Raw genomic sequence first — 26,422 nt, 5'->3', positions numbered from 1 at the left:
TTATGCAAAAATAAAGCTTTTATCGTTTCAGTCGTCAAGTCTGTCAAGAACTTCAGCAATATTGCGGTAAACCAGATCCAGCTCGTCCGGTGTAATGCAGTAAGGCGGAACCAGATACAGCACATTTCCCAACGGACGCATGATGATTCCTCTCATTAAAAACTCCCGGTAGAATTCTTTGCCCGTCTCATTAAAATAAGAAGTTCTGCCATCATTTTTTATTTCCCAAGCGAGAATCGTTCCTGTTTGCCTTACGTTTTGAACCTTCGGATGCGCCATGAGGTATTTTGAGAATTTCTGATGTTTTTCAGAGATTATCCTGATGGCATTCAGGGTTTCTTCTTTCAGCAGAAGTTCCATGCTGGCCAATGCGGCCGTACAGGCTAAGGGGTTTGCGGTAAAAGAATGGCCGTGAAACAGGGTTTTATCATGATTCTCCGATAGAAAAGCTTCGAAGATCCTTTGGGAAGCGGTGGTGATTCCCATCGGCATTGTTCCGCCGGTCAGTCCCTTGGAAAAGCACATGATGTCCGGCTGCTCCGTGAGATAACCGGCAGCAAACAGCTTTCCGGTTCTTCCGAAGCCGGTAAATACCTCATCCTGAATCATTAAGATACCATTCGCTCTGCAGAACCTCATCAGTTCCGACAGGTCTTCAGGAGCATGCATCAGCATTCCCGCCGCACCCTGAACCAAAGGCTCGTATATAAAGCAGGCCCATTCACCGGAATGTTCCTCAATTACCGATTTGGTTTTATCCAGGTTTTCACTGTTCGGCGGATCGATAAAGACAACTTCAAAAAGCATTTCATCGAACGGACGGGTCCATGCATTTCTGCCGCTCACCGACATTGCTCCGAAAGTATCACCATGATAAGCATTTTTAAAGGCCAGTATTTTTGTTTTTTCCTTTCCTCTATTGCAGGCGAACTGAATGCACATTTTCAGCGCTACTTCCACTGCCGTGGATCCGTTGTCGGAATAAAAAACCTTTTCCTGATTTTCAGGCAGCAACTTTAATAGATTTTCAGAAAGCCGTATCGCCGGCTCATGGGTAAAACCGGCAAAAATAACCTGCTCCAGCGTATGCAGCTGCTCGGAAACCTTTTGGGCAATATAGGGATGGGCGTGGCCGTGCAGGGTTACCCACCAAGAAGATACGGCATCGATATACTTTTTCCCGGCATCATCGAAAAGGTAGACACCCTGCCCTTTCACAATGGGTACCGCATAGCCGTCGGTTTTCATCTGGGTATACGGATGCCAGTTGACGGTACGGTCGCGTTCGGAAAGATTTATGTTCCGGGTGGTTTTTGGATTTTTGATGGGTTTGAACATTTTTTTTTTTGATTTGATTATGATGAATGAGTGGTTCAATAGTGAATTGTCAATTGTCAATTGTGAATTTAGATGCAGGTAAAAAACCTTACAATTGAACATTCACAATTCACAGTTCACAACTCACCTCTGCCCGTCCCATCGGTTTCAGCCCCAGAGTCTGCAGCAGCTGAAGGTCTTCCGAAATACCGGGGTTCGGGGTAACCAGAAGGGTTTCCCGTTCTCCTGTAAAAATTGAATTGGCACCGGCCATAAAGCACCAGCCCTGCTCAAATCCGCTCATCTCCATTCTTCCTGCACTGAGGCGTACCATGGAGGACGGCATAATGATCCTTGCGGTAGCAATCATTCTTACCATTTCCCAGGTATCGGTCTTTTCATTGTCCTGAAGCGGCGTCCCGGCTACCCTGGCCAATGCATTGATGGGAACGGATTCAGGATGCTTCGGCATAGTAGCAAGTGTTAAAAGCATCGATATCCTGTCGCGATGTGTTTCTCCCAATCCGATAATGCCTCCCGAACAGACGGTGATTCCTGCCTTGCGGACATTATTAATAGTATTGATCCTGTGATCAAAAGTACGGGTGGAAATGATTTCTTCATAATACTGTTCCGAAGTATCCAGGTTGTGGTTATACGCATACAGGCCGGCTTCCTGTAACCGTTCGGCCTGTTCTTCCGAAAGCATGCCGAGCGTACAGCAGACTTCCATGCCGAGCTCGTTGACCCCTTTGACCATATCGATTACCCGGTCGAAATCCCGGTTGTTTCTCACTTCCCGCCACGCAGCTGCCATACAGAAACGGGATGATCCGCCTTCCTTTGCTTTTCTGGCATGTTCAAGTACCTGTTCGGTCGGAAGCAGGGCCTGAACTTTAATGTTGGTATGGTACCGGGCAGCCTGCCCGCAGTAAGAACAGTCTTCCGGACAGCCACCGGTTTTGATGGAAAGCAGCGTAGATATCTGGATTTCTTCCGGATCATTCCATTCCCGGTGAACGGTAGCAGCTTTATAAACCAGTTCCAGAAGCGGAAGGTGGTAGATTGCTTCAATTTCTTCTCTGGTCCAGTCGTTTCTCAGGACGGTTTTATCAGTCATTATTTTTTAATTTATTTGTTACATGTTCTATATTTTCCGGTGTGAGGTTCGCCATATCCGGAATTCTGAGGATTCGGGTTCCAAAATGTATATTTTTGCAGATGATGTTTTCCGTATCCGGCGGAAAGTTTCCGTTGAGGATCAGGTATTCCATTCTGATTTTTCTTTGGGCCAGAGCCATCATGGAAAGCAGGGTGTGGTTGATACATCCGAGATAATTCCTGACGACGAGGGCAACCGGGATATTCAGCTTTTCAATAAGATCAATGATAAATTCCCTGTCGTTCAGCGGAACCATCAGCCCGCCGGCTCCTTCTGCGATGAGATTATTACGGGTTTCGGGAAGCCTGATTTCATTTAAATTAATTTTTATCCCTTCTTCTTTTGCCGATTGATGCGGTGATACCGGCAGTTTAAAGCGGTAAGCCTCCGGATGGCAAATCACCTCTTCACCAACCCAGGATTTGATCTTAATCGAATCTGAGAAGTCCAGGTCTCCCGATTGAACCGGTTTCCAATAGTCGGCATTGAGGTATTTCGTCAGTATTGCAGAACACACTGTTTTTCCGATTTCAGTACCAATTCCTGTTACAAAGACTAGTTTTTGTTCCTGCTTTTTATCTTTTAAATTCATATGTATTATTTTTGATCTGGATTTCCTTCAGCTAAAAAATTCCTTAATCAATCCGGTAAGAGACCGAATATCATCATCCGTATTAAAGCTATGCAGGCAGATGCGTAATCTTTCCGTTCCCGGCTTTACCGTGGGGCTGCATACGGCATACGTCAGAAATCCATCTTTAAGTAAGCGGTGATGCAGGTTCTTCAGCCGGTCATTATCAGGCACCATAACGGCCCGGACCGGGCTGTCTTCAGCTGAAGGACCTTCCAGTTGTGCCTCGCGGAATATCCCGATTTTATATTGAAGCATGCCGGATATTTCATGATTGGCTTTCAAAAATTCATATCCTTTCCTGATGCTCATCCACAGGAAATCCTGGGCGGCAGTAGTGTAAATAAACGGTGAGGCAAAATTTACCAGGTACGATCGGATCAGGTTGTTTGTCAGCACTGCGGCCCCATGGGCTCCCAATGCTTTTCCGTAAGTGATGACAGTTGCGGCTACCTGATTTTGCAGTCGGTACCGGTCTACCAAACCATACCCGAATACCCCGAAGGCATGGGCTTCATCAACAATCAATCGGGCGTTGTACCTTCCGGCTATACCTGCAATTTCTTTTACCGGGGCTACATCTCCGTCCATAGAATACAGGCTTTCGATGGCAATGTAGCAGGGACCGGTCTGTCTTTCCAGGATCTGCTCCAGATGACAGCAGTCGTTGTGTCTGAACTTCAGTTTTTTTGCATTCGACAGTTTACAGGCATCATGAACCGACCGGTGGACCTTTTCATCCACAATAACAGTATCATGGCGGGTCGGCAGCGTGGAAAACAGCGCCAGATTGGCATTGTAACCGGACGGAAAAAGCAGGGCCGCTTCGCACTGGTGTTCCTGAGCAATAAACGTCTCCGTTTCTTCAACTGCCAGGCTGTTTCCGCTGATCAGCCGTGAACCTGTGCTTCCCGTCAGCAATCCGGGATTCTCCGTTACTGTTTCCAGCAGTATATTCCGGAAGCCGGTATTTCCTGCCAGTCCCAGATAGTCGTTGGAATAAAAATCAATACCCTCTTCTTTGGGTTTCAGACTTCTAAAATTTCCGTTTTCCCGTCTCTTCTGTAGAGTCTCCTGAAAATGATTTTCGTCAAACATCATACTGTCTAGTAATCTCCTCCGAAATAGATGTTATCCAATGATGATAAAGGGCCAGATCAATATTCAGAATTACCTCAGCGTGCATCTTCCAGTCTTCCGAAAAACCATTCAGCTGATGGATCATCTCTTCCAGATGTCCTTCTTCTTCCAGGATAATGGACTTTACCATGATTTTGGAAGAATATCTGGTGAGTACCTCCTGATAGACGGGATACAGTTCGTCGGCTCTTACCTCAATCGCATAGGTTACGAAAAGATAAGCCGCGTATTTTAACTCCTCTTTCGATAACCTGAATTGCTTCTGAAGATAACGGCATGCTTTGATATCCAGCGAATGCAAATATTGTCTTGTTGCCAAAGGCGCTAAAAGTTCGTTGCTCTGATAAGCCGTACAGACTTCGTTACTTATTTTTAAAATCTGTTTCTTCAGATAATAAGCATGCCGGTGTTCTTCTGCTGCGTGCTTCAGCTGTATCAGGCTGACTTCCGAGGAATGTTCACAGGCCGATATTTTCCGTGCTCCCGCATTTTCCATAAAAGAAAGTGTGTTCAGCCATTTTGCATGTGTAAAATCATCTTTTACAATACCTTCCAGTAGAGTGTATAATTCCATTCTTAAAGTTTGGTTCAAAAGTAGTATATTGCCGGATGGTTATATGGTGCCAGTTTTAAGATTATGGATAGTCCGGTTGAAATTCCTTACCAGGGTTTTATTAAAATCAATAGAAATTCCGAAGTTTCTGTGTATTTGCAGATTTCAAATCAGTTAATTAATGCAATCCAGCGCGGGTTCCTGCCTTTTGGAACAAAATTGCCCGGGACACGCACGATGAGCCGGATTCTGAGCGTGCACCGCAATACGGCCGTTTCGGTATATGACGAATTATTCGCGCAGGGTTGGGTCGAAAGTTTTCCCAACAGAGGAACTTTCGTCATCGGAAAAAATGAAACACGGCCGTCTGGGATGAAGACCCCCGAGCAGAAGCATCTGGAAAATTATCCGAAACAGGCCGGCTTTTCTTTTAGGACGTCCAATATTTTAGATAATCCTTTCGAGCGGTCGCCGTGCGAATACATATTTAATGACGGTATCCCCGATATCCGCCTGACCCAAATCGATCAGCAATCCAGAATTTACAGCTCCACCTTAAAACGGAAAGCCCATAAAATTGGTCAGTACAGCCAGGACGGGAGTGAATTTTTCAAACATCATCTTTCAAAATACCTCAACCTTACAAGAGGGCTTCCTATTTCCAAAAATAATCTGCTGATTACCAGGAGTATGGAGATGAGCATCTATATTGTTTCCGAAATTCTGTTGTCGGAAGGCGATACGGTCCTGGTCGGTGAGCTGAGCTATTTCTCGGTAAATATGATTTTCCAGAAAGCAGGAGTACAGATCAGATCCGTCCCGATTGATGGTGAAGGCATCAATGTGGAGGAAGTGCGTGCCATTTGTCACAGACAGAAAATCAGGATGCTGTATCTTACTCCGCACCATCACTACCCCACTACGGTTACGTTGAGTGCCCAACGCCGGCTCGAACTTTTGCAGCTGGCCCAGGAATTCGGTTTTATCATCCTGGAAGACGATTACGATTATGATTTCCATTATGAAAAAAGCCCGATCCTGCCGCTTGCGAGTGCCGATAGCAACGGCATGGTGGTTTATACCGGCTCATTCGGAAAATCTCTGGCGCCCGGCTTCCGTACCGGCTTTATTGTAGCCCCGGAAAACCTGATGGCGGAAATGAGGAAATACCTTGGGATCATCGACCGGCAGGGCGATATCCTGATGGAGCATGTATTGGGCGAAATGATTGCGGAAGGGGAAATCAGCCGTTACTTAAAAAAATCACTGAAGGTGTACCAGGAAAGAAGGGACCGTTTTGCGGTATTACTTCAGGAAAACCTCGGCAGTTTTCTGCGGTTCGAGAAACCTTCCGGCGGCCTTGCAGTTTGGCTGGATTGGCAGGTTCCAGTGAATCTTATGCAGCTGGCACGAAACTGTGCCCGGAATAATCTGTTTATTCCTAAAACATTGCTGTATCAGAATAAAAACCTGACGGCCATGCGGCTCGGTTTCGGAAACCTGAATACTGATGAAATGGAAAAGTCAATGGAAATTTTTTCCGAATCAGTAAAAGAGACATTATAACGGAAGTTCCATCATACTTTAATATGAGCTTGATGTAGAAGTGTGATCGTAAGGCTGGAAGAGAGATGCCGGATGCTGGAAGTTACTTTTGTCAAAAGTAAAATCAATTAAATTTTATTTTTTAATTAATTAAGCAAATGGATATAAGTTACATACGACCGAATTTACGTTACTTTAGGTAAGAATACGATGAACTCGACGAATAATCTGGATTAAGAGGATGGATGACGGGAGTTTCTCTTATCAAATGCAGGATTAAAGGTTGTGATCATCAAGGTGAATTGGTTATCACTTTATCAGAAAAATTTTTATTTAACCCTCAAAATCAGTTGTGCTATTTTTCAGTCAGAGAGGGACGAATGTCGTTTTAAAGTGCTGAAGGGACGGCTCAGTACAGGATCGGATAAAATCCTGTCAGAAGCGTGAACCGTGTATCCGTTTTGCTAAAATGAATGGTATCTAAAATCCTGACTGAATCATTCTAATTTTATTTTGAGTTAAATAATCGGCTGAATATGATATGAATACGGTTGAATTCACGTTATTTAAAACATAAATTCAGTAATAAGCCGAAGTTAATTTGAACGAATTCACATAACTTAGTGTGAGTACGATGGCATCTTTTATTTTGTGCAAAATTGCAATTTACAAAAGTTCAAAACGGCCGGATTGTTGACCGCGGGATTTGATTGGTTAGATTTTTGAATACTAAAATCCAAATCACACACACCATTGAAGCTTATTAAATTCACAAACAAAGGCATCTACTGCCCGCAGGGAAAATTTTATATCGATCCGTGGCGGCCGGTTGATCTGGCGGTAATTACCCACGGACATGCCGACCACGCACGCTGGGGAATGAAAAAGTACCTCTGCCACCATTTTACAAAACCTATTTTATACAAACGGATCAGCGAAGACATCGAATGCCAGAGTGTGGAATACGGTGAAGTCATTAACATGAACGGCGTCAGGGTTTCGTTTCATCCTGCGGGCCACATTATCGGCTCGGCACAGATCCGTCTGGAATACAAGGGCTATGTAAGTGTCGTCTCCGGCGATTATAAAGTCCAGGACGACGGTTTAAGTACTCCGTTCGAACTGGTAAAGTGCAATGAGTTTGTGACGGAAAGTACGTTCGGGCTGCCGATTTACAACTGGCTTGAAGTGGATGATCTTAATAAAAGACTTCAGAACTGGGTGCTCCGGAATAAAGAAAATCAGAAAACCTCCGTATTTATCGGTTATTCCCTGGGGAAAGCCCAGCGAATCATGAAGGCTGTGGAAGGAATGGGAAAAATCCACGTCCACTACTCGATCGGGAAACTGAACGAAGCTTTTGAAACGGTAGGCATCAAGCTTCCGGATTATGAAATTCCGGATTTCAGGGAAAGTGTAAAGCACGTGCAGGACGAAATCGTCATCGTCCCTCCCGCACTGATGGATTCCAATGTAATCAAAAAAATTCCGAATGCGGCCATCGCGATCTGTTCCGGCTGGATGCAGGTCCGGGGAGCAAGACGATGGCGGAGTGCCGATGCCGGTTTTGCCATGAGTGACCATGCCGACTGGAAAGGGCTGCTTCAGGCCATTAAAGCCACCGAAGCCGAGATCGTTCACGTTACTCATGGACAGACCGAAGTATTTTCCAAATATTTGAATGAGATCGGAATCCGGTCTGACGTAGTGGAAACCCTTTATGGAGACGATGACGAAGAGGAAGTTGAAAAAGAAACCGTTAAAAATCCGGAGCCATGAAGAATTTTGCCGAACTGATCAACGCACTGGAAAGCACCAATAAGACCAATGCGAAAATCGATGCCATTATCGACTATCTTGAACGTGCGCCCGATGAGGACAAAGTATGGTTTATAGCCCTGTTTACGGGTAAAAGGCCGAAACGGAACGTCAACAGCAATTATATGAAAGAATGGGCACTCGATATTACGCAACTGCCTTTCTGGCTGTTCCAGGAAAGCTATTCTTCCGTTGGAGACTTAGGGGAAACGATCTCATTGATCCTTCCGCCGCCAACTGAAAAAATTGAACGTTCCTTATCTGAATGGATGGATGATATCGTCAGCCTGAAGAATAAAACCGATGCCGAAAAAAAAGAATTTATCCTGACTTCATGGAACGGGCTGGATTATACGGAACGGCTGATTTTCAACAAGCTGCTTGGCGGAAGTTTCCGGATCGGGGTTTCAGATAAAACACTGATCAATGCACTGACTAAGTTTTCCGAGCAGGAATCCAGTGCGCTGATGCACAGCCTGATGGGAAAATGGCTGCCGAATGAAGTTTCTTTTCAGGAACTGATTGACGCCGAGAATGTAAACCCGGATAACTCAAAACCTTATCCGTTCTGTCTGGCTTATCCGCTGGAGAAGGATCTTGGGGAACTCGGAACGCCGGATGAGTGGCAGATCGAATACAAATGGGACGGCATCCGCGGCCAGATCATCAAAAGAAACGGCGAAGTTTTTATCTGGTCAAGGGGGGAAGAATTAATCACGGAACAGTTTCCGGAAGTGAAAGAGGCCGTTGAAAAAATGAACGGCAATTTTGTGATCGACGGAGAAATCCTGGCAGTAAAAGACCACAAGGTTTTAAATTTCAATGAACTGCAGAAACGCCTCAACCGGAAAACCTTAACCAAAAAGATGTTATCGGAAATCCCGGTAGAGGTTTTCGCTTATGACCTCCTGGAACTGGAAGGCAATGATTTAAGGGAGAAACCTATCTCCGGAAGGCGGGCGATGCTGGAAGAATTGTTGTTAAATGAAAATCCGGAAAACATCAGACTCTCTGAAATGATTGAATTTAATGAATGGAACGAACTGGATAAGATCAGGGAAGCTTCCAGGGAAATCAACAGTGAAGGACTGATGCTGAAGCAGAAAAATTCGCTCTACCACTCAGGAAGAAAAAAAGGCGACTGGTGGAAATGGAAAATCAATCCTCTTACGATTGATGCCGTCCTGATCTATGCCCAGAAAGGAAGCGGGAGGCGAAGCGCCTATTATACCGATTATACTTTTGCCGTAAAAAATGGAGATAAACTGGTCACCATTGCCAAAGCCTATTCCGGACTGACGGATAAGGAAATCATGGAAGTCAGCAAATTTGTAAACAAAAATGCCATTGAAAAATTCGGGCCCGTCAGAACAGTCAAAGCAGAGTTGGTTTTTGAAATTGCCTTTGAAGGCATCGGGTTCAGCAGCCGCCATAAAAGCGGTGTCGCACTGCGTTTCCCGAGGATCCTGAGATGGCGGAAAGACAAGACGGCAGATGAAATTGACGAACTGGAAGAGGTGAAGAAACTGATACAGTAGAAAATTAACCACAAAAGTCACGAAAGCTCTTTTTTAAAGTTTAATTAATTGGAAATTTAAAGTCCAAAAAAGGTTGCGCATAATTTTTTGAAAAGATTAAAATCATATTAAATCTTTTTTGCATTTGTAGTTAACTAAAACATACAGAATAATTTGACAGCATTTGAAAATACCGGCGGCTACCAGATCATCCGGAACTGGATGGGCGAAAAGGGCAATGCTCCTTTTAAGTTCCAGACGGAAACGTGGTGGAAATTTGGGAACGGCTACAGCGGGATGGTCGTGGCGCCTACCGGCTTCGGTAAGACCTATTCCGTTTTTTTAGCCCTGATTTCCGATTTCCTGAACCATCCTGACAAGTATGGGAAAGGATTGAAGATGATCTGGATTACGCCGCTCCGTTCGCTTTCCAAAGACATCGCCAAAGCCATGCAGGAAGCCATTGATGAGATTGGTCTCGATTGGGCCGTGGGCGTACGGAACGGCGACACCGATCCTAAAGTGCGCCAGCAGCAGGTTAAAAATATGCCGGACATCCTGGTGGCTACCCCCGAAAGTCTGCATCTCCTGCTCGGACAGAAAAACCATCAGCAGTTTTTTACAAACCTTCAGGTCATTGTGATTGATGAATGGCATGAATTGCTGGGTTCAAAAAGGGGTGTTATGATCGAACTGGGAATTTCACGGCTGAGAATTTATATTCCGAAAATGAAGATCTGGGGAATCACTGCCACCATCGGTAATCTCGATGAAGCAATGGAAGTGCTGATTCCGTACGACATTAAAAAAACAAAAATCACTGCTAAGGAGAAAAAGAAAATCGATATTCTTTCCGTTTTTCCGGATGAAGTTGAAATTTTGCCCTGGGCAGGTCATCTCGGGCATAAATTGGCCGATAAAGTTGTTCCGATCATCCTGAATTCCAATTCCACCATTGTTTTTACAAATACCCGGAGCCAGAGCGAAATGTGGTACCAGTTGCTGTTGAATGCCTATCCGGATTTTGCCGGACAGATCGCCATCCACCACAGCTCCATCGATGCCCATCTGAGAATATGGATTGAAGAAAACCTGAGCAATGGAAAGCTTAAAGCCGTGGTTTCCACCTCATCGCTGGATCTGGGGATTGATTTCAAACCGGTGGATACCGTAATCCAGATCGGATCGGCTAAAGGGGTGGCCCGGTTCCTGCAGCGGGCGGGACGGAGCGGGCACTCCCCTTTCGAAACGTCAAAAATATACTGTGTACCCACCCACTCCCTGGAACTTATTGAAGTTTCCGCATTGAAAGAAGCGGTCAAAAATAACGTCATTGAGCCGCGTGATCCACAGGTTCTTTGTTTCGACGTTCTCGTACAGTTTCTGATGACCCTTGCGGTCGGAGATGGTTTCCTTCCGGATGAACTTTATCCTAAAATCAAGGAAACCTATGCTTTTCGCGAGATGAACGAAGAAGAATGGAGAGGCATGCTGGATTTCCTCACCATCGGCGGAAAAGCCCTGAAAAGTTACGAGGAATTCCATAAAATCGTGATCGATGAGAATGGCCTGTATAAAGTGACTTCAAGAAAAATTGCGATGCTGCACCGGATGAATATGGGCGTAATCGTGAGCGATGCCATGCTGAAGGTCAAGTTTATTTCCGGCGGTTACATCGGGATGGTGGAAGAATATTTTATTTCAAGATTAAAAAAAGAAGATAAATTTATTTTGGCCGGACGTGTGCTGGAGGTGGCGATGATCAAAGATATGACCGTTTTTGTGAGGGCATCTAAGGGCAAAGCTTTTGCTCCGAGTTACCTTGGCGGAAGGCTGCCTTTAAGTACCAATCTCGGCCAATTTTTGAGGGAGAAACTATCCGGTGCACTCAATCCGAAATCTTCAGAAAAAGAACTGAAATTCCTGCATCCGCTGCTGGTCAATCAGCAGGAACGTTCCCACATTCCGGAAGAAGATGAATTCCTGGTGGAACTCATCAAGAACCGCGAAGGCTATCATCTCTTTATGTATCCGTTCGAGGGACGGCTGGTGCACGAAGTGATGGCCGCTCTGGTGGCTTACCGGATTTCCAAGCTGGCCCCGATCTCTTTTTCGATGGCAATGAACGATTACGGTTTCGAACTGTTCAGCGATAAGGAAATTCCGCTGAATGAAGACAACCTGGATAAGATCCTGACGAGAGATAACCTGATGAATGATGTGATTTCCAGCATCAATGCGGCAGAAATGGCGCGGCGGAAGTTCCGTGACATTGCGGTAATTTCGGGGATGGTGGTCCAGAATTTCCCGGGTCAGCAACGTTCCAATAAATCGCTTCAGAGTTCGGCCGGACTGATCTTCAAAGTACTGGAAGATTACGATCCGAATCATTTCCTGGTAAGGCAATCGTATACGGAGGTTTTTAATGCGCAGCTTCAGGAGCAGCGTCTCGTTGAAGCCTTCAAACGTATTGAAAAGTCAAAAATAATCCTGAAATTTGCCAATACCTTTACCCCATTAAGTTTCCCGATAAAAGTCGACAGCTTGAGGCAGACCCTTTCCAGCGAAGACCTGGATTCAAGGATCCAGAAACTCATCCAGCAGGCAAGGAAAGTGAAATAGTGAATTGTCAATCGTCAATGGTGAATTTCGCTTTGCAGGTGAATTTTCTGAAATCATTTAAAACCGGCCATTGTCCCGGAGGAATTGACTGCTCAACATTTATTTATTATAAAAGTCTATGGTAAATAGTGAATGTGGCTTCGCCAATGCGTTTTTCGTATCATTTAAAAATTGACAAGCGCAGCAGATTGACCATTCACCACCGACCTCTACATTCGAACAATTAAAAATGAAAATCGTAACAAAAAATATAACCCTTCAAAACGAACAGTTTACTTTAACCAATCAGAGAGCTTTGTTCTGGAAGAAAGAAAAAGCACTGATCCTCTCCGATCTGCACATCGGCAAAGCGGCTCATTTCCGGAAAAATGGCATTGCCCTGACCAGTCATCTGATGAAAAACGACCTGGAGCGGCTTTCGATCCTGATTGAATATTTCCAGCCTGAAAAATTTATTGTCGTCGGCGATTTGCTGCATGCGGGAGACAATTCGGATGTAGATGAATTCTGCGAATGGCGGAATCAGTATCCCGGTCTGCAGTTTTATCTTGTAGAGGGCAATCACGACCGCCTTTCTAAAAGACTCGAAGCGAAATTATGCCTGAATTTTAAATCAAGATCCTTTGAGAACGGAGATTTTCTTTTCATCCATGATTTTGAAAAAAAACAGGAAAAATTCCAGGTAACCGGGCACATCCATCCCGGATTCGTCATCCATTCTTCCGTAAAGAAAATAAAGCTGCCGTGTTTTGTCGTCACCGACAACCAGCTGCTGCTTCCTGCCTTCAGTGAGTTTACAGGCCTGGATACAAAAAATCTCCCTAAAAAAGGAAAATTCTATGTTTTTACGGATGCTGAGATTTATGAGATTTAAAGTAGAAATCGGATGAGACTGGAAGAAAGATGCCGGATGCCGGAAGTTTCTCGTATCAAATAGAGGATCAAAGGCCCTGATCATTAAACTGAATAGATTACCACTTTATCAGAGGAGTTTTTATTTAATCCTCAATAACAGGTTTTTGGTTATTTTTCAATCGGAGACGGATGAATATCGTTTTAAAGTCCTGAAGAAACGGCTTGGTACAGGGGTAGAATAAAATCCTGTCAGAAGGGTGAACCGTTTATTGGTTCTACCAGGATGAGAGGTATCCAAAATCCCGACTGAATCATTCTGATTTTTCTTTTTGAGTTATATAATCGGCTGAATAGGATATCAATACGTTCGGATTCACCTTACAAATAAGAAATCTATCCAAAATTTTGATTCACCGGATTAAATTCCGATTCTTATAATGTCCGATTGTAATTCAGTCAGATAGGGTCTAATTCGCGTTGAATTTATAAAGAAATTACCGGCTTTTGCTTCCCGGCCCCAGCCTGTTAAGTTCAAATTTACTTAATCCAACATTCTCTTCATCATCAGATCGGTCTGCTCTTCATCTCCCAATCTGAAAATATGTTTGCCGAATTCCTCGAATCCGTTTTTCCTATAAAAGCTGACGGCCCGGTGGTTTTCTTCCCAGACGCCCAGCCAAAGATATTTTTTCTGTTGTTCAACAGCTGTTTCCAGGGCTTTGTCATACAGGAGCTGGCCGACCTTTTTACCATGATGCGAACTTCTCACATAGATCCTTTCGATTTCCAGCGAAGTGTCATCCTGCAGTTCCGTCTGTGCTTCCCCGGAATTTACTTTTAAATACCCTACCGGGTTCTCTTCTTCCCATGCGATGAAAAACAGGGAATCGGGATGTTTTAATTCTCGGGTTAATTTATCTTCTGCAAAACTTTCGGTCAGATACTGCCGGATCTGTTCTTCGGAATTATGCGGAGCAAAGGTTTCGTAAAAGGTCTGCCTTCCCAGATCCTGCAAAATAGCAAGATCTTTCAGGGAAGCCATGATCATGTGAATGGATATCATTTTTAGAAATTATGTAAATAAAATAGTTTTAAAGGCTTCCGATGCCAGATGCACCTGTACCGCCCAGTCGTCCGCGGCATCGCTTCCGGCGTCATCGGAAATGTATTTCAGGCACAGAAACGGGATTTCTTCTTTCATCGCAATAAGGGCCAGCGGATAGGCTTCCATATCCACGATATTGTACACCGTTTCAGAGTGGTTCATTTCAAAACTGTCGCCGCTTCCGCAGATGCCTTCCGGAAGGACGTGGTGTTTAATTCCGTATTCCAAAACCGGCGGTATGCCTGATAATGGGGTTTCATACAGACTGAAACCTAAGCCTCTTACATCCATATCCCGCTGGATAAACCTGGTGCAGCAGACGATATCACCTTTATGGAAATTCTGGCTTCCTGCCGATCCGAGATTAACGATCAGCTTCGGGCGTTTGCGGTAAATTTCTTTCGTCAGTTCCATGGCGGCATTTACCTTGCCGATGCCGGTTATCAGTTTGTTTTTATCATTGAACACTTTTCCTGCCTCCGAATCCAGGGCAAAGACAAAAAGCGTATCTTCAAGGGGAAATTCCAGTCCTTCGTTTATTCTGATCATTTTATTATTTCTTATTCTGCTTTTTAACTATAGGTTCTCGGATGATAACGTGGCTTCAGCTCCGCTCAGCCACCGGAAAGGCCATCGTTTCATCACGAGGTATAAAATTTTGATTTTTAAACTTTTGTACGCTGTTTTAAACGTGAGGCATTCAACTTTATACAGCCAATATTTCTTTTGTGACTATGGTGGTTAATAATCGTCAGTCCGGAAGCGGAGCTTTGAGAGTCTCAGCCATCTTACCAGAATTAAGCTGAACTCCTGAAAAATCTCTGATTTTTTATCTGATGTGCTCTGAAATATACACAATAAGTGCCTCTTCATCTCACCTGACCTATGTGTGAAACTTCCTTAATCTTACATCTGTTTTAATTTCCCCCTGAATGTTTATCAGATTTCGCAACCGTCAACATCACACGCCGCGTTGTTATCTGTCTGAATTTTTGAATGCACAACCGTTTCATCATACGTCTGCTGAAGCGCACTGACAAAGAGTTCGGCCGGCTGGGCTCCTGAAACCGCGTATTTACCGTTGAGGATAAAGAAAGGGACACCGGAAACGCCATTGATCTTTGCCTCCTCAATATCCTTACCGATTTCAGCATCGAAGGTTTCTGAATGTAAGACCTGACTGGCTTCTTCCTGATCGATTCCCGTAGATGCGGCCAGAGAAACCAGGGTCTCATGATCCCCGACATTTTTTCCGTCGATGAAGTGCGCCGTGAAAAGGGCTTCTTCCATTTCGTCGGATTTGCTGTATTTTTTGGCCAGATGCAGGATTTTATGTGCTGCAAACGTATTGGTGATCAAAGCCTTTTCGAACTGGAAATCAATTCCCGCACCGGCACCCATTTGTTTGACCTGACTGATCATCTGTTGGGCCTGTGCTTCGGGAAAACCTTTCTTCTCCCTGAAATAATCGAAAGTGGATTTTGTTTCTTTAGGGTGGAGGGTAGGATCCAGCTGGAAACTCTTCCATTCCACTTCCACTTCATCCTTAAACGGAAGTTGAGCTAGCGCTTTTTCAAAGTTATTTTTGCCGATATAGCAAAACGGACACATCACATCCGACCAGATTTCTATTTTCATTGTATTGATTTTTAATTAAATTGATTTATAAACAGGTATCATTTTTCAGATTGCACTTTCCTGCTGAATACCAGGTGTGCTGCCAGTGCAGCCAGAGCCATAACCGCTCCTACCGAGCAGACCCCACTCCACTGTGCGTGTCCCCATGCGATGGACGCCGCCCAGGTCCCGAAAGACCCTCCGATAAAATAGGAAACCATATAGACGGTATTCAGCCGGTTGACCGCATTGGATTTAATCATGAAATAGTTGGTCTGGTTCATGATGTGGCTGGACTGTACGCCGAGGTCTATCAAGATAACTCCGACAATCAATCCCCAATAGGTTGCTCCGGCAAAATAAGAAAACAGCCAGCTTCCCAGAACCACCAGCAGCGAATAGATAATTATGCGGTTGAGATCAAGATATTGCTGAAGTTTCCCCACCCTTGCAGCCGCCAGCGCCCCCACTGCCCCGGCCAGCCCGAAGCTTCCAACCACAGAAGAGCCCGCATTGAACGGAGGATTTTCGAGGTGGAAAACAAGCGTCGTAAAGAGTGCACACATCGATCCGAAAGCCATCGCCCCCCGGAAAGAAGCCAGCCTGAGTACCGGCTGCGTTTTAGCTAGATTAAAAACGGATTTCATAAGTTGACCATAAGTCCCTGTAAAATTAGGGTGTACTTCAGGAAGCATTTTGTAGACGGCAAACCAGACGGCAACCATTATTCCTGCAGCTATACCGAACATCGCTCTCCAGCCCCAAAGTTCACCGACGATCCCGCCGATAAACCTGGATAACAGAATGCCCAGCAACAGCCCGGACATTACCGTTCCGATATTGGAGGACTTTTCTTTATCCGAAGAAAGTTCGGCTGCAATAGGAATAAACAGCTGGGGAATCACAGAGGTAATGCCAATCAGTAAACTGGCGATGTAGAGCATCCACAATTCAGTACCGAAAGCCATCCCTACTAAAGAAACGAAAACCAGAATAAGGTCTGTCAGGATCAGCTTTTTCCGGAACAGTTTATCGCCCAGAGGAACGATCAGCAGTAAGCCCGCGGCATATCCAAGCTGGGTAAGGACCGAAATTCTGCTTACGGCGCTTTCAGGAACTTCCAGATCCTTTGCAATAAGACCCAGCAACGGCTGGTTGTAATAAATGTTTGCCACCACAAGCCCGGAAATAACAGCCATCAGCCAGATAACCGCACGCGAAATACCGCCGGTAGAATTCAACTGCATATCTTTCATTTAATCAAAGTTCATTTATAAAACCGTATTGCAAAAATACTTATTTAACGTGAACCCAAAGCAGAATTCAGATTAAATGGCTGGAAAAGGGATGCAGAATGCCGGAAGTTTTCTGTTACCGTATGATTAAAAGCCTTGTGACCAAATTAAATCTTCATCATTTTATCGGAGAAATTTCTTATTTAAAATCATCTGCGAATAGCATCAGCTTAATTTTTTAGCTAAATAAACAGTTTAATATGTGTTGAATATAATCGGATTTACATTGTTATAATATGCTTGAGAGTGGATGTATTCAGGATAGGATTGCATTCTGTCGGAAGCGTGAATCGTTTTAGTGATTCTACCCGGATGAATTATGTTTAAAACCTGGCTTACCCAGCTTTAATTTTATTTTGCATTAATTAAATAACCGAATATAAATGAACAGGTCTGAATCCATGTTATTTAAGATCAGCATCAGGCATGATTCTGTCGGTTTCGGATGATAGGAACTGCCATAAAAATTTTTATGATTTATAAATATTCCTGAACTTTGCCTAATGAGAATTGTTCCACTAAAAGAAGGCAGCTTTTCTACCGGTAAAACCAAAGATTTTACCATGTTGACAGAGGAGAATGGGGAGCATCTGAAAAGAATAAAAATGTCCGTAACACCGTTTCTGGTTATTACTGAACACGATGTTATTCTGCTGGATGCCGGAATTGGCTGGAAAAATAAAGATGGGAAAACAGTAATTTCTGAAATTCTCGAGAATGAAAACATCCATCCCAGCCAGGTGACGAAGGTCCTGCTTTCCCGTTTACACAAAGATCATATTGAAACAACAATTACCCGGACGGAAAATGGTTTTGAAGCCACTTTCCCGAATGCGGAAATTTATATGCAGAAAAGGGAACTGGCGTTTGCCATGAAAAACCGGTCAAGCCACTCTTTTAATTTTGATACGCTCGAAAAACTGATACAGCTTCAGAACATCGTCCGGATGGACGAGGACCAAGGAAATATTACACAGGAAAATTCTTTTGAAGTGACGGGTGGCCACACACCATTTATGCAGGTTTTCCGGATCAGCACTGATGAGGAGACTGTTTTTTACGGCGCTGATAACCTGCCGCAGAAATTGTATCTGAAATACCGCCTTGCATACAAGAGTGATTTCGATGGCAGGAAGGCAATGGATCTGAGAATAAGATGGGCTAAGGCTGCTTCAGAACACAATTGGAAAGTGCTGCTGTACCACGACCTGGAAAAATCCGTTATGGAATTTTGAAAAAAAAAATGGTTTAAATTTCATTAAACCATTTATAAATATCTAAATCCGAAGCAATGCTCAGTTTCTTCCGGAGCCGGTTTTTCCGGTTCTGAATCGCCTTCGGAGTTACAAACGTATAGGTTGCAATCTCTTTGGTCGTCAGATTGAGCTTCAGATAAATACAAAATATCAATTCAGAATTCTTCAGGTTAGGCTGAATTGCTGATAATTTATTAAAAAAGTCGGGATCTACCAGTCTGAATTTATTCAGCAGACGCGGTGAGTTCTCTTTTGCTAATGTTAAAATTTCTTCCTGCACAAAAATCTTTTGGTTAATATCTTCTAAATTAAATTCAGTCTTTTCGTTTCTCATATTTTTCTCATCTCTACTAGGGCTGTCACTTATGAATAATAAGTTCCAGTATTAATCGCTCTTCTTTCCACTCCGCCCGGATTTTTCCTTCAGGAGTATATTTTGGTTTAAGTATCTGTAATCTTAAAACATAAAGACAAGTATCTTTTTTTTCTTAGTTTTAGTTTAAGATTAAAAATATTCTACAGAATCTGTAAATTATTTTTAGGCAAAGACAAAGAAATAAAAAATGATTAAAAATTTATATAATTAAAATACCACATAGGTACCACGATAATATTTTTAATCCCTTTATAGAACTTCTGTATCAGGCCTTACTTATTTACAAAACTAGATGATTTTAGAGTCTGTTTTTTATGATTATAATCAATCACTTACAAAAATTACAAACATTTCGTAATATAATACTCAGAATCATTCATGTAAGTGATACGCCCTGCCTATTTCATAGTACTTGAATGGTAGCAGCCAATTTTTTTCAAAGGGATCGTCATATCAGAGAAACTTTCTCAGCGTTTTTGGAACCAGAAGGAATTGTACAGATTAATTTGAATTAAAGATTCAGCAGCCGTTGAAATTCTTCTATATATTTTGCCAGATGCAGGCCGTCTGCTAATCCGTGATGCGCTTCTACCGACACCGGTAAAAATTTCCTGCCCTCCCGGATGCTGAATTTCCCGAAAGTAATTTTCGGGATAGATTCTTTCGGATCAAAATTGGTCGGATGCAACAAAGCGCTGAAGGAGTTCCACGGGATCGTGGTGTGCCGGATATGGTTTACCGGAAGAACTTCATTCCGTATTCCCAGACCGGCAGAGCGATGCACCGTACTGATCTGTTCCTGTAAACCGGCATTGAATACGTTAAAATCATCAGAATAATGAAAAAATGAAAATCCGAAAGTTCCGTCCGGACGTCCGATGGTGCTTCCGACATGCACCTCATCATAGAGGATCACCTGATCCCCGACAATCCTGAGTTTAAGTTCGTCTACCGTATTCACGGCAACCATTGATTTGTAAAGGTATACTGCGAAAAAGGAATGGCCTTTTTCTTTGGCATCGTCATAGGCTTTGGTACAATCGACTTCAGTGGTAAACCCAAAATACGGACTTGCCATTTTGGAAAAAAATTCAAAATGTTCTTTTCTGTTCCAGCTTTCGATATTTATTACCTTCATTGTTTCCATCGGTACAAATTTCGGTAAGTTTTGCCGTTAAAAAAAATTACTGCTGCTGAATTTTTCCTGATTCCGGCTAAAAGGCTCATTCTAAGGTAAATTATCGGTAATTTACTTCCCGAAACGTAATTTGGTGGCTTTTTTGATGTGAAAGAGATGTTTTTATGGGATGCAAATATCTGAATGATCCGGCTAAATAATTCAAACAGGATCAGTATAAATCAGTTCTATTTTCAGGAAAAGCCCATAAACAGAAGTTTAACCGGGCAAGTCATATCATACCATTAAAATTATTACAATATGCAATACAGAAAATTAGGAAAAAGCGATCTTGAAGTTTCAGCTATAACGTTCGGCGCATGGGCGGCCGGAGGATGGATGTGGGGAAGCACCGACCGGAATGATGCCATTGAAGCCATCAGGGCTTCTTATGACGCGGGGGTAACCTCCATCGATACGGCTCCGATTTACGGCCAGGGAACCAGTGAAGAAATCGTAGGGGAAGCAATCAAAGGAATTTCGCGGGACCAGGTTCAGATCCTGACCAAATTCGGAATGCGTTGGGACCTTGCCAAGGGGGATTTCGCCATGCACAGCAAAAATAACAACGGGGAGGACATTGATGTCTACAAGTATGCGGGAAAAGACAGCATCATCTATGAATGCGAACAGAGCCTAAAGAGACTGGGCACGGATTACATCGACCTGTACCAGATCCACTGGCCGGATTCCACCACACCGATCGACGAAACTTTTGAAGCGGTTGCCAGGCTGATCGAACAGGGAAAAGTACGTTTTGCTGGCGTCTGCAATTATAACGCCGCGCAGATGGAAGAAGCAGAGAAAACCCTGAAGCTGGTTTCGAACCAGATTCCGTTCAGCATGGTGAACCGCGGAGTTGAGGAGGAAACAGTTCCTTACTGTATGGAGAATAATAAATCCGTTTTGGCCTACAGTCCGCTCGAAAGAGGTTTACTGACGGGTAAAATAACACCCGGCTACCGGTTTCAGGAAGGCGACCACCGTGCCGGCCACAAACACTTCCAGCCGGATTTCATTAAAAAAACCAATGCATTGCTGGATCAGATAAAACCTGTTGCTGACCGGCACAGCGCTACCCTGGGACAGCTCGTTCTCCGGTGGACTATTGAGAGACCGGGAATTACCGTGGCCCTGGCAGGAGCAAGAAATGCAGAACAGGCCGTGCAGAATGCCAGGTCAGCCGAGATTAATCTGAGCAAAGAGGAGATCGACAGCATTAGTGAGCTTGTTGAAAGGTTTTAGTATCTGCAGTAAATGGTCAATGGTCAATCCGCTTTGCCGGTTAATTTTTTATGTTTGGAAATATTTATTTAACATTTAAAATCAATGATTGACCTTAGCTAGAAGATGGTTGGATAATAGTGAATTCGCTGGTCAAGTTTATATAAGCTGTGAAAAGAAATTCGTAAATTAGTTCAAAACGAAGCTGATAAAACTTTAACCACAATTCCACTCCTTTGGGAGAGGTGGCGGAAATTCCAGAAGAATTTTTGAAGGGGCGGTTTTACAGTACCTGCATTTAGCAGATACTCCTGTAAATCAATTTTAAAAATAAAATTCACCATTCATCATCGACCTTTTAAATTAATTTTAAGATAAACAAATCTGAGAAAAAAATGAACAAAGAAAGATTAGGATTTATCGGCCTTGGAAATATGGGGCATCCTATGGCAAAAAATCTGGAAAAGGCAGGATTTCAGCTATCGGTCTATAACAGGACACCGGAGAAGGCGGATGACTTCCGGGAAAATTCCATTGTCTGCAATTCGGTGGCAGACGTCGTAAAAAACAGTGATATTATCTTTACCATGCTGACGAATGATGAAGCGTTGAAGGAAGTATTTGAAGAAATTCTGACTCAGGATCTCTCAGGAAAGCTGCTCGTGGATATGAGTACCGTTTCGCCTGAAGCCAGCAGTAAGATTTCGGCAGCCGTGATCATCAAAGAAGCTTCTTTTATCGATGCTCCGGTGGCGGGAAGTACCAAACCGGCCGCCGACGGGACGCTCATCATTATGGCCGGCGGTAAAGAGCGTGATATTAACCGGGCTCTACCCTATCTTGAAAAATTAGGAAAAGAGATCCGGCATCTGGGCGAAAACGGTAAAGGAATTGCCGCAAAACTGGCGGTAAATTATTTTATTTCCTGCCTGTACCAGGGACTGGCGGAAACCGTTCTCTTTTCAGATAAGTTGGGAATCGACCGTAAGGAAATGCTGGACATCATCAATGAAAGTGCCAGCGGCAGCGGTGCCACGAAAGTAAAAACCCCTCTTTTAGTTAATGAAAATTATGATCCTGCCTTTTCCCTTGATCTCATGCTGAAAGACATTCTTCTGGCAAAAAATGCAGGGGCACAGTTCCCGTTGTCGGAAACATTGATCCGGACTTATCAGGGCGCAAGTACTGCAGGCTTTGGTAAGGATGATGTGATCGGGATTATTCAATATTTAAAGGAATCCGGACAGGAAAAGTCAGATGAAGAGTAAAAAGGGCGATGTGGAATGTAGTCTGAACCAGTAAGGTGGATGAAGACCTTAAAATTGGAATAAGGTGAAATCAAAGATTTATTCAGCCTTTTGCTTAGAATAAAACTGGCTGAATTTTTTAAATCACGTATAGATCTCAATGGTTCGTATCAGAAATTTTAATTAAAATAATTAAGTATGAAAGATTTCAGAACGGCTTTCTTTTTTCTGAGGCTGCCGGTGGCGGTTTCTCTTTTGGGCCACGGATTGGTCCGGCTGCCAAAACTACCGGATTTCAGTACCTGGATGGTGAAAACAATGGAAAAATCAACTATTCCGGAAGCTTTAATTGTTCCTTTCAGTTATTTCCTTCCGGTAGCGGAAGCGGTTATCGGGCTTTTATTGCTGATAAACATAAAGACGGAATATACGCTGTATGCAGCGTTGGTTTTAATGAGCATCCTGACAGCCGGAAGCTGCTCGATCGAAAACTGGATGGCTATTGAAGCGCAGCTGCTGCATTGCGTTTACCTTTTCGGACTCTTCTGTTTTTATAAGAGATTCAGCGGTAAAGCAAATGGAGATTCTGTAAATGTTAAATAGTCAATTCGCTGCACTTGTGAATTTCCTGAAATACCTGATTAAATGATGCTTTCATTACCGGTACAACTTAATCAAATTATGTTGATCATTCAGTTACCAGGCATAATTGGTGATTCGCTCTTACATTATTGATCTTTCCGCTCTAATATTTCGATTATGGTCGGATTTTTGAATACGTACTGTAATTAAATTCAGGTTTAATTAAACCAGTCACTTAAAATATATTTATTATGTCAACAGAAAATCTTACGAACACAGAAGCGATTAAAAAAATTAAAGAACTTTCAGAAAATGCAAAGATCTGCATGTTCTGTACGGAACTGAATACCCTTCCGGTCAATTCCCGCCCGATGACTTTACAGGAAACGGATGATGAAGGAAACTTATGGTTCATCAGCGGCGATACGAGCAACAAAAATTTTGAAATAAAAGACGATAAAAGAGTACAGTTATTTTTCATGAACAACGGCGATTACCAGTACCTTTCCGTTTTCGGTGATGCAACAATTTATAAAGATAAGTCTACGATTGAAGACAAATGGTCACCAATGGCTAAAGCATGGTTTGAGGACGGTAAAGACGATCCGAATGTATCAATTATCAGGGTAGAGCCGAAAGATTCTTATTACTGGGATACCAAAGCCGGGAAACTGGTGAGCATCCTTAATTTTGTGGCCAATGCCGTTACCGGGCAAACAACCGATAATTCCGACGGTGTAGAAGGTAATGCTAAAATCTAAGATCCTTATTACGCAAATACTTCAACTATTAAATAATGTGAGGCCGCAGAATTTTTTGCGGCCTTATTTATTTTGTAGTTATTCAGTATCAACATTTTTCCTGTAACAATATGAAGTTGCCAACCTGAAGGATTTTCAAAATCTGGTTGATTTTTATCAATCTATCCAAGTTTATTCGCCGGCCCATTAGCAGACTTCAAACTCATCAGGTACCGCTATTTTTATATACGTAAAATATGAGGCATCATTACTTAAGTAACACAACCAAAGTCTTTAATTAAACAAAATTTTTAAAAAAATATTAATTATCAGAGTAATTTTGATCGGATTGCTAAAATAAAAAAACCATACAACGAGGTACGGTTTTTTCTGAGTGTTTTTAATAACGAGGGAACTAAGGTGTCTCAGTGTGCGGCATATCTACGGGCTTTGATTCCGGAGAACCTTTTTCACGCAGCCAAATCGACAGGATTACCAACGATGCGACGGCGAGAAATTCACTTTGCCAGTTCTGGAAAGATTCAAACCAGAATCTGGACTCCGTTATATATTCCGAAGCTGTGATCACCTGCTGCTTTTTGGAAATCTGTTCTTCGTTGTAGTCCTTCAGACTTCCGTAAAAGTGTAGCGAAAAACTTATTGCAAACAGGATGCCAAATGCCAAAGAAAGTGAATGTTTATACAGCCTCAGCCAGATTCCTCCTCTTCGTACGGGCCATGGCGCATCAGGATGCGGTTCCGGCTCCTGGTCCACTTCTTCTTTTTTATCAAGCGATTTATTTGGATTCGCTGGAACCTTTCTGCCGTAGGGAAACCGTCAGTACCACATAAATCATCATCTGAAGAAACTCGCTTTCCCAATTTTCAAAGGTGGCCTGAATAAAATGGCCGCTGCGGATATATTGGTCCAGGCTTAGTAAGGCACTTCCATTCTCAGCCAGTTCCTTGTTCAAGGTCTTCCAGCCGGTAAGAAACTGCCCCATAAGGGAGATGAACATCAGTATAATTAAAACGATGCTTAAACCGTTACGGTAAAAAAACGGTGCTTATTCATTAATGCAATTGAAATTTAAGATTCGGAGTCTTCAGGATCCACCCTTTGCAAAGCGGTTACACTTGGTCCGGTGAGGATCTTTCCGTTTACATTAAACCTGGAACCATGGCAGGGACAGTCCCAACTGAGTTCGGCACTGTTCCATCGTACTTCGCATTTTGCATGGGGGCAGGTACTCTTCACCAGATGAACTTTTCCGCCGGTCTCTTTGTACAGCGCGTAGGAATCGCCTTCATATTTTACCACTTTGGCTTCTCCTTCCGTTACATCACTGAGAGATGTAATCTTTTCTTTAAAAAGCTTATCTTTAATAAAATCATACGCTACCACTGCATTCTCTTCTACAAAACTGGTAAATCCGGCAATCGGCTTTATCCTGGAAGGATTAAATACGTTCTCATATTTGCTGCTGCCGTCTGTAATTAAATCCGAAATGATCTGTGAGGAGATCGTCCCGAAAATCATTCCGTTTCCTCTGAAGCCGGTAGCGGCATACACTTTTCCTTTACTTCCGGGAAGCTTTCCGATATACGGGAATCCGTCCGTCGGCTCGTAATACTGGCTGGACCAGCTGTAATACGCCGTTTCCACATCGAAGTATTTCCTCACGTAATTTTCCAGCCGTGAAAAACATTCACCGGTATCTTCTTCGTGACCGGTCTTATGGTCCTCCCCGCCGGCAATCAGGAGCATTTCTCCATTTATCTCCTGAACCCTGTAATAATGATATGGATCGATCAGATCATAACCTAAATCTTTCGGATAATTTTCATCCTTCAGGCTGAATGCCATCGCGTAGCTCCGGTACGGCGCATTGGTGGTATGGAGAATGCTTAATCCCGGAGGAATGTGGGTAGCATACACCACATTTGACGCTCTGATTTCACCTTTTGAAGTTTTTAAAATAACCTCGTCTTCCTGTTCATCATAATTTTCGCAGAGGCAGTCTTCCAGAATCATTCCGCCTGCGTTGATGAAGGCTTCAGCTAAAGCTTTAATATATCTGATGGGGTGAAACTGCGCCTGGTCCGGAATGGAAACCGCCTTTTTAAAAGGAATCGGAAAAGGGATTTCATCCACATACCTCATTTCATGTCCTACTTCCGAAGCACCGTCTACAATATCCTGCAGCTGTTTTTCCTGTTTTTCATCCAGAGCAAAAAGGTAAGCGGTCTTTCGCTCGAAATTGCAGTCAATATTATAATTCCTGATGTTGGTTTCTATTATTCCAATCGCCTCCTGTCCTACTTCTGCGAGCAGTTTAGCATTATCTTCACCAAAATCGCTGATGGCTTCCTTAAAAGTCGTATCAAAAAAATCATTTAAATGGGCGGTGGTTCCGCCGGTAGTTCCGAAACCGATGTTGGCCGCTTCCAGCAGAATACATTTTTTACCCGATTGCTGTAATTTTAAGGCAGTAGAAACACCGGTAATTCCTCCTCCTACGATGGCTGCATCGTACTGATGGTGAAAGCCGGTTTCCGAAGAAAATCTTTTTATCTCTTCCTGCCAGATGCTTTTTCTCGCTCCGTCTCTATACATATCGTTACTGTTTTTGTGATTAGTGG

The 26,422-nt window shown here is 43.3% G+C and carries 24 protein-coding genes; 10 read left to right on the top strand and 14 right to left on the bottom strand.

The features are described 5' to 3' along the window. Positions 1 to 27: 27 nt before the first annotated feature. The 5 genes from bioA to CHA01nite_RS01530 form a co-directional block, all read right to left on the bottom strand. Positions 28 to 1,338, bottom strand: coding sequence for an adenosylmethionine--8-amino-7-oxononanoate transaminase (gene bioA, locus CHA01nite_RS01550; RefSeq protein WP_146939457.1), 1,311 nt, complete (start codon positions 1,336 to 1,338; stop codon positions 28 to 30). A 109-nt stretch (positions 1,339 to 1,447) separates the two neighbouring features. Beyond that, positions 1,448 to 2,437, bottom strand: a complete 990-nt coding sequence (gene bioB / locus CHA01nite_RS01545; RefSeq protein WP_146939456.1) for a biotin synthase BioB — start codon at positions 2,435 to 2,437, stop codon at positions 1,448 to 1,450. Beyond that, the gene (gene bioD, locus CHA01nite_RS01540; RefSeq protein WP_146939455.1) at positions 2,430 to 3,071 is read right to left on the bottom strand and encodes a dethiobiotin synthase; all 642 of its coding nucleotides are present in this window, start codon (positions 3,069 to 3,071) and stop codon (positions 2,430 to 2,432) included. Before bioD ends, bioB begins: the two co-directional genes overlap by 8 nt. A 27-nt stretch (positions 3,072 to 3,098) precedes the next feature. Then, positions 3,099 to 4,211 carry an aminotransferase class I/II-fold pyridoxal phosphate-dependent enzyme gene (locus CHA01nite_RS01535; RefSeq protein WP_146939454.1) on the bottom strand — a complete coding sequence of 371 codons (1,113 nt, stop codon included), beginning with the start codon at positions 4,209 to 4,211 and terminating at the stop codon, positions 3,099 to 3,101. Further along, complete coding sequence (locus tag CHA01nite_RS01530; protein WP_146939453.1) at positions 4,201 to 4,824, bottom strand: hypothetical protein; 624 nt, start codon at positions 4,822 to 4,824, stop codon at positions 4,201 to 4,203. Before CHA01nite_RS01530 ends, CHA01nite_RS01535 begins: the two co-directional genes overlap by 11 nt. A 63-nt stretch (positions 4,825 to 4,887) precedes the next feature. On the opposite strand from CHA01nite_RS01530, the gene CHA01nite_RS01525 reads away from it, so the two are divergent. The 5 genes from CHA01nite_RS01525 to pdeM all read left to right on the top strand — a co-directional run bounded on the left by CHA01nite_RS01525 (position 4,888) and on the right by pdeM (position 13,179). Continuing rightward, on the top strand, positions 4,888 to 6,369 hold the full coding sequence (locus tag CHA01nite_RS01525) for an aminotransferase-like domain-containing protein (protein WP_146939452.1): 1,482 nt from the start codon (positions 4,888 to 4,890) through the stop codon (positions 6,367 to 6,369). A 732-nt stretch (positions 6,370 to 7,101) separates the two neighbouring features. After that, positions 7,102 to 8,127, top strand: a complete 1,026-nt coding sequence (locus CHA01nite_RS01520; protein WP_146939451.1) for a ligase-associated DNA damage response exonuclease — start codon at positions 7,102 to 7,104, stop codon at positions 8,125 to 8,127. Next, positions 8,124 to 9,704, top strand: a complete 1,581-nt coding sequence (locus CHA01nite_RS01515) for an ATP-dependent DNA ligase (RefSeq protein ID WP_146939450.1) — start codon at positions 8,124 to 8,126, stop codon at positions 9,702 to 9,704. The genes CHA01nite_RS01520 and CHA01nite_RS01515 overlap by 4 nt, the downstream gene beginning before the upstream one ends. A 153-nt stretch (positions 9,705 to 9,857) precedes the next feature. Next, positions 9,858 to 12,305 carry a ligase-associated DNA damage response DEXH box helicase gene (locus CHA01nite_RS01510; RefSeq protein ID WP_262712128.1) on the top strand — a complete coding sequence of 816 codons (2,448 nt, stop codon included), beginning with the start codon at positions 9,858 to 9,860 and terminating at the stop codon, positions 12,303 to 12,305. Between the two features lie 229 nt (positions 12,306 to 12,534). Next, positions 12,535 to 13,179: a ligase-associated DNA damage response endonuclease PdeM gene (gene pdeM, locus CHA01nite_RS01505; RefSeq protein WP_146939449.1), complete on the top strand. Its 645-nt coding sequence runs from the start codon at positions 12,535 to 12,537 to the stop codon at positions 13,177 to 13,179. 522 nt (positions 13,180 to 13,701) lie between these two features. Here the strand turns inward: pdeM and CHA01nite_RS01500 are convergent. The 4 genes from CHA01nite_RS01500 to CHA01nite_RS01485 all read right to left on the bottom strand — a co-directional run bounded on the left by CHA01nite_RS01500 (position 13,702) and on the right by CHA01nite_RS01485 (position 17,138). After that, positions 13,702 to 14,223, bottom strand: a complete 522-nt coding sequence (locus CHA01nite_RS01500; RefSeq protein ID WP_146939448.1) for a GNAT family N-acetyltransferase — start codon at positions 14,221 to 14,223, stop codon at positions 13,702 to 13,704. 9 nt (positions 14,224 to 14,232) lie between these two features. Next, on the bottom strand, positions 14,233 to 14,814 hold the full coding sequence (locus tag CHA01nite_RS01495; protein ID WP_146939447.1) for a 5'-methylthioadenosine/S-adenosylhomocysteine nucleosidase family protein: 582 nt from the start codon (positions 14,812 to 14,814) through the stop codon (positions 14,233 to 14,235). Positions 14,815 to 15,204: 390 nt separating this feature from the next. Beyond that, positions 15,205 to 15,903 (bottom strand): DsbA family oxidoreductase, encoded by a 699-nt coding sequence (locus CHA01nite_RS01490; protein ID WP_146939446.1) that lies wholly within the window; start codon positions 15,901 to 15,903, stop codon positions 15,205 to 15,207. 38 nt (positions 15,904 to 15,941) lie between these two features. Further along, positions 15,942 to 17,138, bottom strand: coding sequence for an MFS transporter (locus CHA01nite_RS01485; RefSeq protein WP_228458316.1), 1,197 nt, complete (start codon positions 17,136 to 17,138; stop codon positions 15,942 to 15,944). 542 nt (positions 17,139 to 17,680) lie between these two features. On the opposite strand from CHA01nite_RS01485, the gene CHA01nite_RS01480 reads away from it, so the two are divergent. Further along, positions 17,681 to 18,412: an MBL fold metallo-hydrolase gene (locus CHA01nite_RS01480; protein WP_146939445.1), complete on the top strand. Its 732-nt coding sequence runs from the start codon at positions 17,681 to 17,683 to the stop codon at positions 18,410 to 18,412. Positions 18,413 to 18,425: 13 nt separating this feature from the next. On the opposite strand, the gene CHA01nite_RS01475 is transcribed toward CHA01nite_RS01480, so the two are convergent. Both CHA01nite_RS01475 and CHA01nite_RS01470 read right to left on the bottom strand, forming a co-directional pair. After that, positions 18,426 to 18,767 carry a helix-turn-helix transcriptional regulator gene (locus CHA01nite_RS01475; protein ID WP_146939444.1) on the bottom strand — a complete coding sequence of 114 codons (342 nt, stop codon included), beginning with the start codon at positions 18,765 to 18,767 and terminating at the stop codon, positions 18,426 to 18,428. Between the two features lie 553 nt (positions 18,768 to 19,320). Beyond that, positions 19,321 to 19,947 carry a CatA-like O-acetyltransferase gene (locus tag CHA01nite_RS01470; RefSeq protein ID WP_146939443.1) on the bottom strand — a complete coding sequence of 209 codons (627 nt, stop codon included), beginning with the start codon at positions 19,945 to 19,947 and terminating at the stop codon, positions 19,321 to 19,323. Positions 19,948 to 20,247: 300 nt separating this feature from the next. On the opposite strand from CHA01nite_RS01470, the gene CHA01nite_RS01465 reads away from it, so the two are divergent. From CHA01nite_RS01465 to CHA01nite_RS01450, 4 genes are all read left to right on the top strand, one after another. Further along, complete coding sequence (locus CHA01nite_RS01465; protein ID WP_146939442.1) at positions 20,248 to 21,231, top strand: aldo/keto reductase; 984 nt, start codon at positions 20,248 to 20,250, stop codon at positions 21,229 to 21,231. Positions 21,232 to 21,605: 374 nt separating this feature from the next. Then, on the top strand, positions 21,606 to 22,478 hold the full coding sequence (locus tag CHA01nite_RS01460; RefSeq protein WP_146939441.1) for an NAD(P)-dependent oxidoreductase: 873 nt from the start codon (positions 21,606 to 21,608) through the stop codon (positions 22,476 to 22,478). Positions 22,479 to 22,655: 177 nt separating this feature from the next. Further along, positions 22,656 to 23,060, top strand: a complete 405-nt coding sequence (locus CHA01nite_RS01455) for a MauE/DoxX family redox-associated membrane protein (protein WP_146939440.1) — start codon at positions 22,656 to 22,658, stop codon at positions 23,058 to 23,060. 230 nt (positions 23,061 to 23,290) lie between these two features. Then, a complete protein-coding gene (locus CHA01nite_RS01450; RefSeq protein ID WP_146939439.1) occupies positions 23,291 to 23,800 on the top strand; it encodes a pyridoxamine 5'-phosphate oxidase family protein in 510 nt (169 codons plus the stop codon). Positions 23,801 to 24,194: 394 nt separating this feature from the next. Here CHA01nite_RS01450 and CHA01nite_RS20785 read toward each other — a convergent pair whose 3' ends face one another. The 3 genes from CHA01nite_RS20785 to CHA01nite_RS01440 form a co-directional block, all read right to left on the bottom strand. Continuing rightward, the gene (locus CHA01nite_RS20785) at positions 24,195 to 24,554 is read right to left on the bottom strand and encodes a DUF6766 family protein (protein ID WP_228458315.1); all 360 of its coding nucleotides are present in this window, start codon (positions 24,552 to 24,554) and stop codon (positions 24,195 to 24,197) included. A gap of 22 nt (positions 24,555 to 24,576) precedes the next feature. Further along, the gene (locus tag CHA01nite_RS20780; RefSeq protein WP_228458314.1) at positions 24,577 to 24,798 is read right to left on the bottom strand and encodes a DUF6766 family protein; all 222 of its coding nucleotides are present in this window, start codon (positions 24,796 to 24,798) and stop codon (positions 24,577 to 24,579) included. A gap of 71 nt (positions 24,799 to 24,869) precedes the next feature. Beyond that, complete coding sequence (locus CHA01nite_RS01440; RefSeq protein WP_146939438.1) at positions 24,870 to 26,396, bottom strand: FAD-dependent oxidoreductase; 1,527 nt, start codon at positions 26,394 to 26,396, stop codon at positions 24,870 to 24,872. Between the last annotated feature and the right edge of the window lie 26 nt (positions 26,397 to 26,422).

It is taken from the genome of Chryseobacterium hagamense (genome assembly GCF_007991455.1).
Lineage (GTDB): Bacteria > Bacteroidota > Bacteroidia > Flavobacteriales > Weeksellaceae > Chryseobacterium > Chryseobacterium hagamense.
The sequence above is the reverse complement of the archived record's forward strand: the minus strand, read 5'-3'. Positions and strand labels throughout refer to the sequence as shown.

Coding starts and splice junctions, on each gene's coding strand:
- bioA (WP_146939457.1), bottom strand. CDS start 1,338: ATGTTCAAACCCATCAAAAATCCAAAAACCACCCGGAACATAAATCTT.
- bioB (WP_146939456.1), bottom strand. CDS start 2,437: ATGACTGATAAAACCGTCCTGAGAAACGACTGGACCAGAGAAGAAATT.
- bioD (WP_146939455.1), bottom strand. CDS start 3,071: ATGAATTTAAAAGATAAAAAGCAGGAACAAAAACTAGTCTTTGTAACA.
- CHA01nite_RS01535 (WP_146939454.1), bottom strand. CDS start 4,211: ATGATGTTTGACGAAAATCATTTTCAGGAGACTCTACAGAAGAGACGG.
- CHA01nite_RS01530 (WP_146939453.1), bottom strand. CDS start 4,824: ATGGAATTATACACTCTACTGGAAGGTATTGTAAAAGATGATTTTACA.
- CHA01nite_RS01525 (WP_146939452.1), top strand. CDS start 4,888: ATGGATAGTCCGGTTGAAATTCCTTACCAGGGTTTTATTAAAATCAAT.
- CHA01nite_RS01515 (WP_146939450.1), top strand. CDS start 8,124: ATGAAGAATTTTGCCGAACTGATCAACGCACTGGAAAGCACCAATAAG.
- pdeM (WP_146939449.1), top strand. CDS start 12,535: ATGAAAATCGTAACAAAAAATATAACCCTTCAAAACGAACAGTTTACT.
- CHA01nite_RS01500 (WP_146939448.1), bottom strand. CDS start 14,223: ATGATATCCATTCACATGATCATGGCTTCCCTGAAAGATCTTGCTATT.
- CHA01nite_RS01495 (WP_146939447.1), bottom strand. CDS start 14,814: ATGATCAGAATAAACGAAGGACTGGAATTTCCCCTTGAAGATACGCTT.
- CHA01nite_RS01490 (WP_146939446.1), bottom strand. CDS start 15,903: ATGAAAATAGAAATCTGGTCGGATGTGATGTGTCCGTTTTGCTATATC.
- CHA01nite_RS01485 (WP_228458316.1), bottom strand. CDS start 17,138: ATGAAAGATATGCAGTTGAATTCTACCGGCGGTATTTCGCGTGCGGTT.
- CHA01nite_RS01480 (WP_146939445.1), top strand. CDS start 17,681: ATGAGAATTGTTCCACTAAAAGAAGGCAGCTTTTCTACCGGTAAAACC.
- CHA01nite_RS01475 (WP_146939444.1), bottom strand. CDS start 18,767: ATGAGAAACGAAAAGACTGAATTTAATTTAGAAGATATTAACCAAAAG.
- CHA01nite_RS01470 (WP_146939443.1), bottom strand. CDS start 19,947: ATGAAGGTAATAAATATCGAAAGCTGGAACAGAAAAGAACATTTTGAA.
- CHA01nite_RS01465 (WP_146939442.1), top strand. CDS start 20,248: ATGCAATACAGAAAATTAGGAAAAAGCGATCTTGAAGTTTCAGCTATA.
- CHA01nite_RS01460 (WP_146939441.1), top strand. CDS start 21,606: ATGAACAAAGAAAGATTAGGATTTATCGGCCTTGGAAATATGGGGCAT.
- CHA01nite_RS01455 (WP_146939440.1), top strand. CDS start 22,656: ATGAAAGATTTCAGAACGGCTTTCTTTTTTCTGAGGCTGCCGGTGGCG.
- CHA01nite_RS01450 (WP_146939439.1), top strand. CDS start 23,291: ATGTCAACAGAAAATCTTACGAACACAGAAGCGATTAAAAAAATTAAA.
- CHA01nite_RS20780 (WP_228458314.1), bottom strand. CDS start 24,798: ATGTTCATCTCCCTTATGGGGCAGTTTCTTACCGGCTGGAAGACCTTG.
- CHA01nite_RS01440 (WP_146939438.1), bottom strand. CDS start 26,396: ATGTATAGAGACGGAGCGAGAAAAAGCATCTGGCAGGAAGAGATAAAA.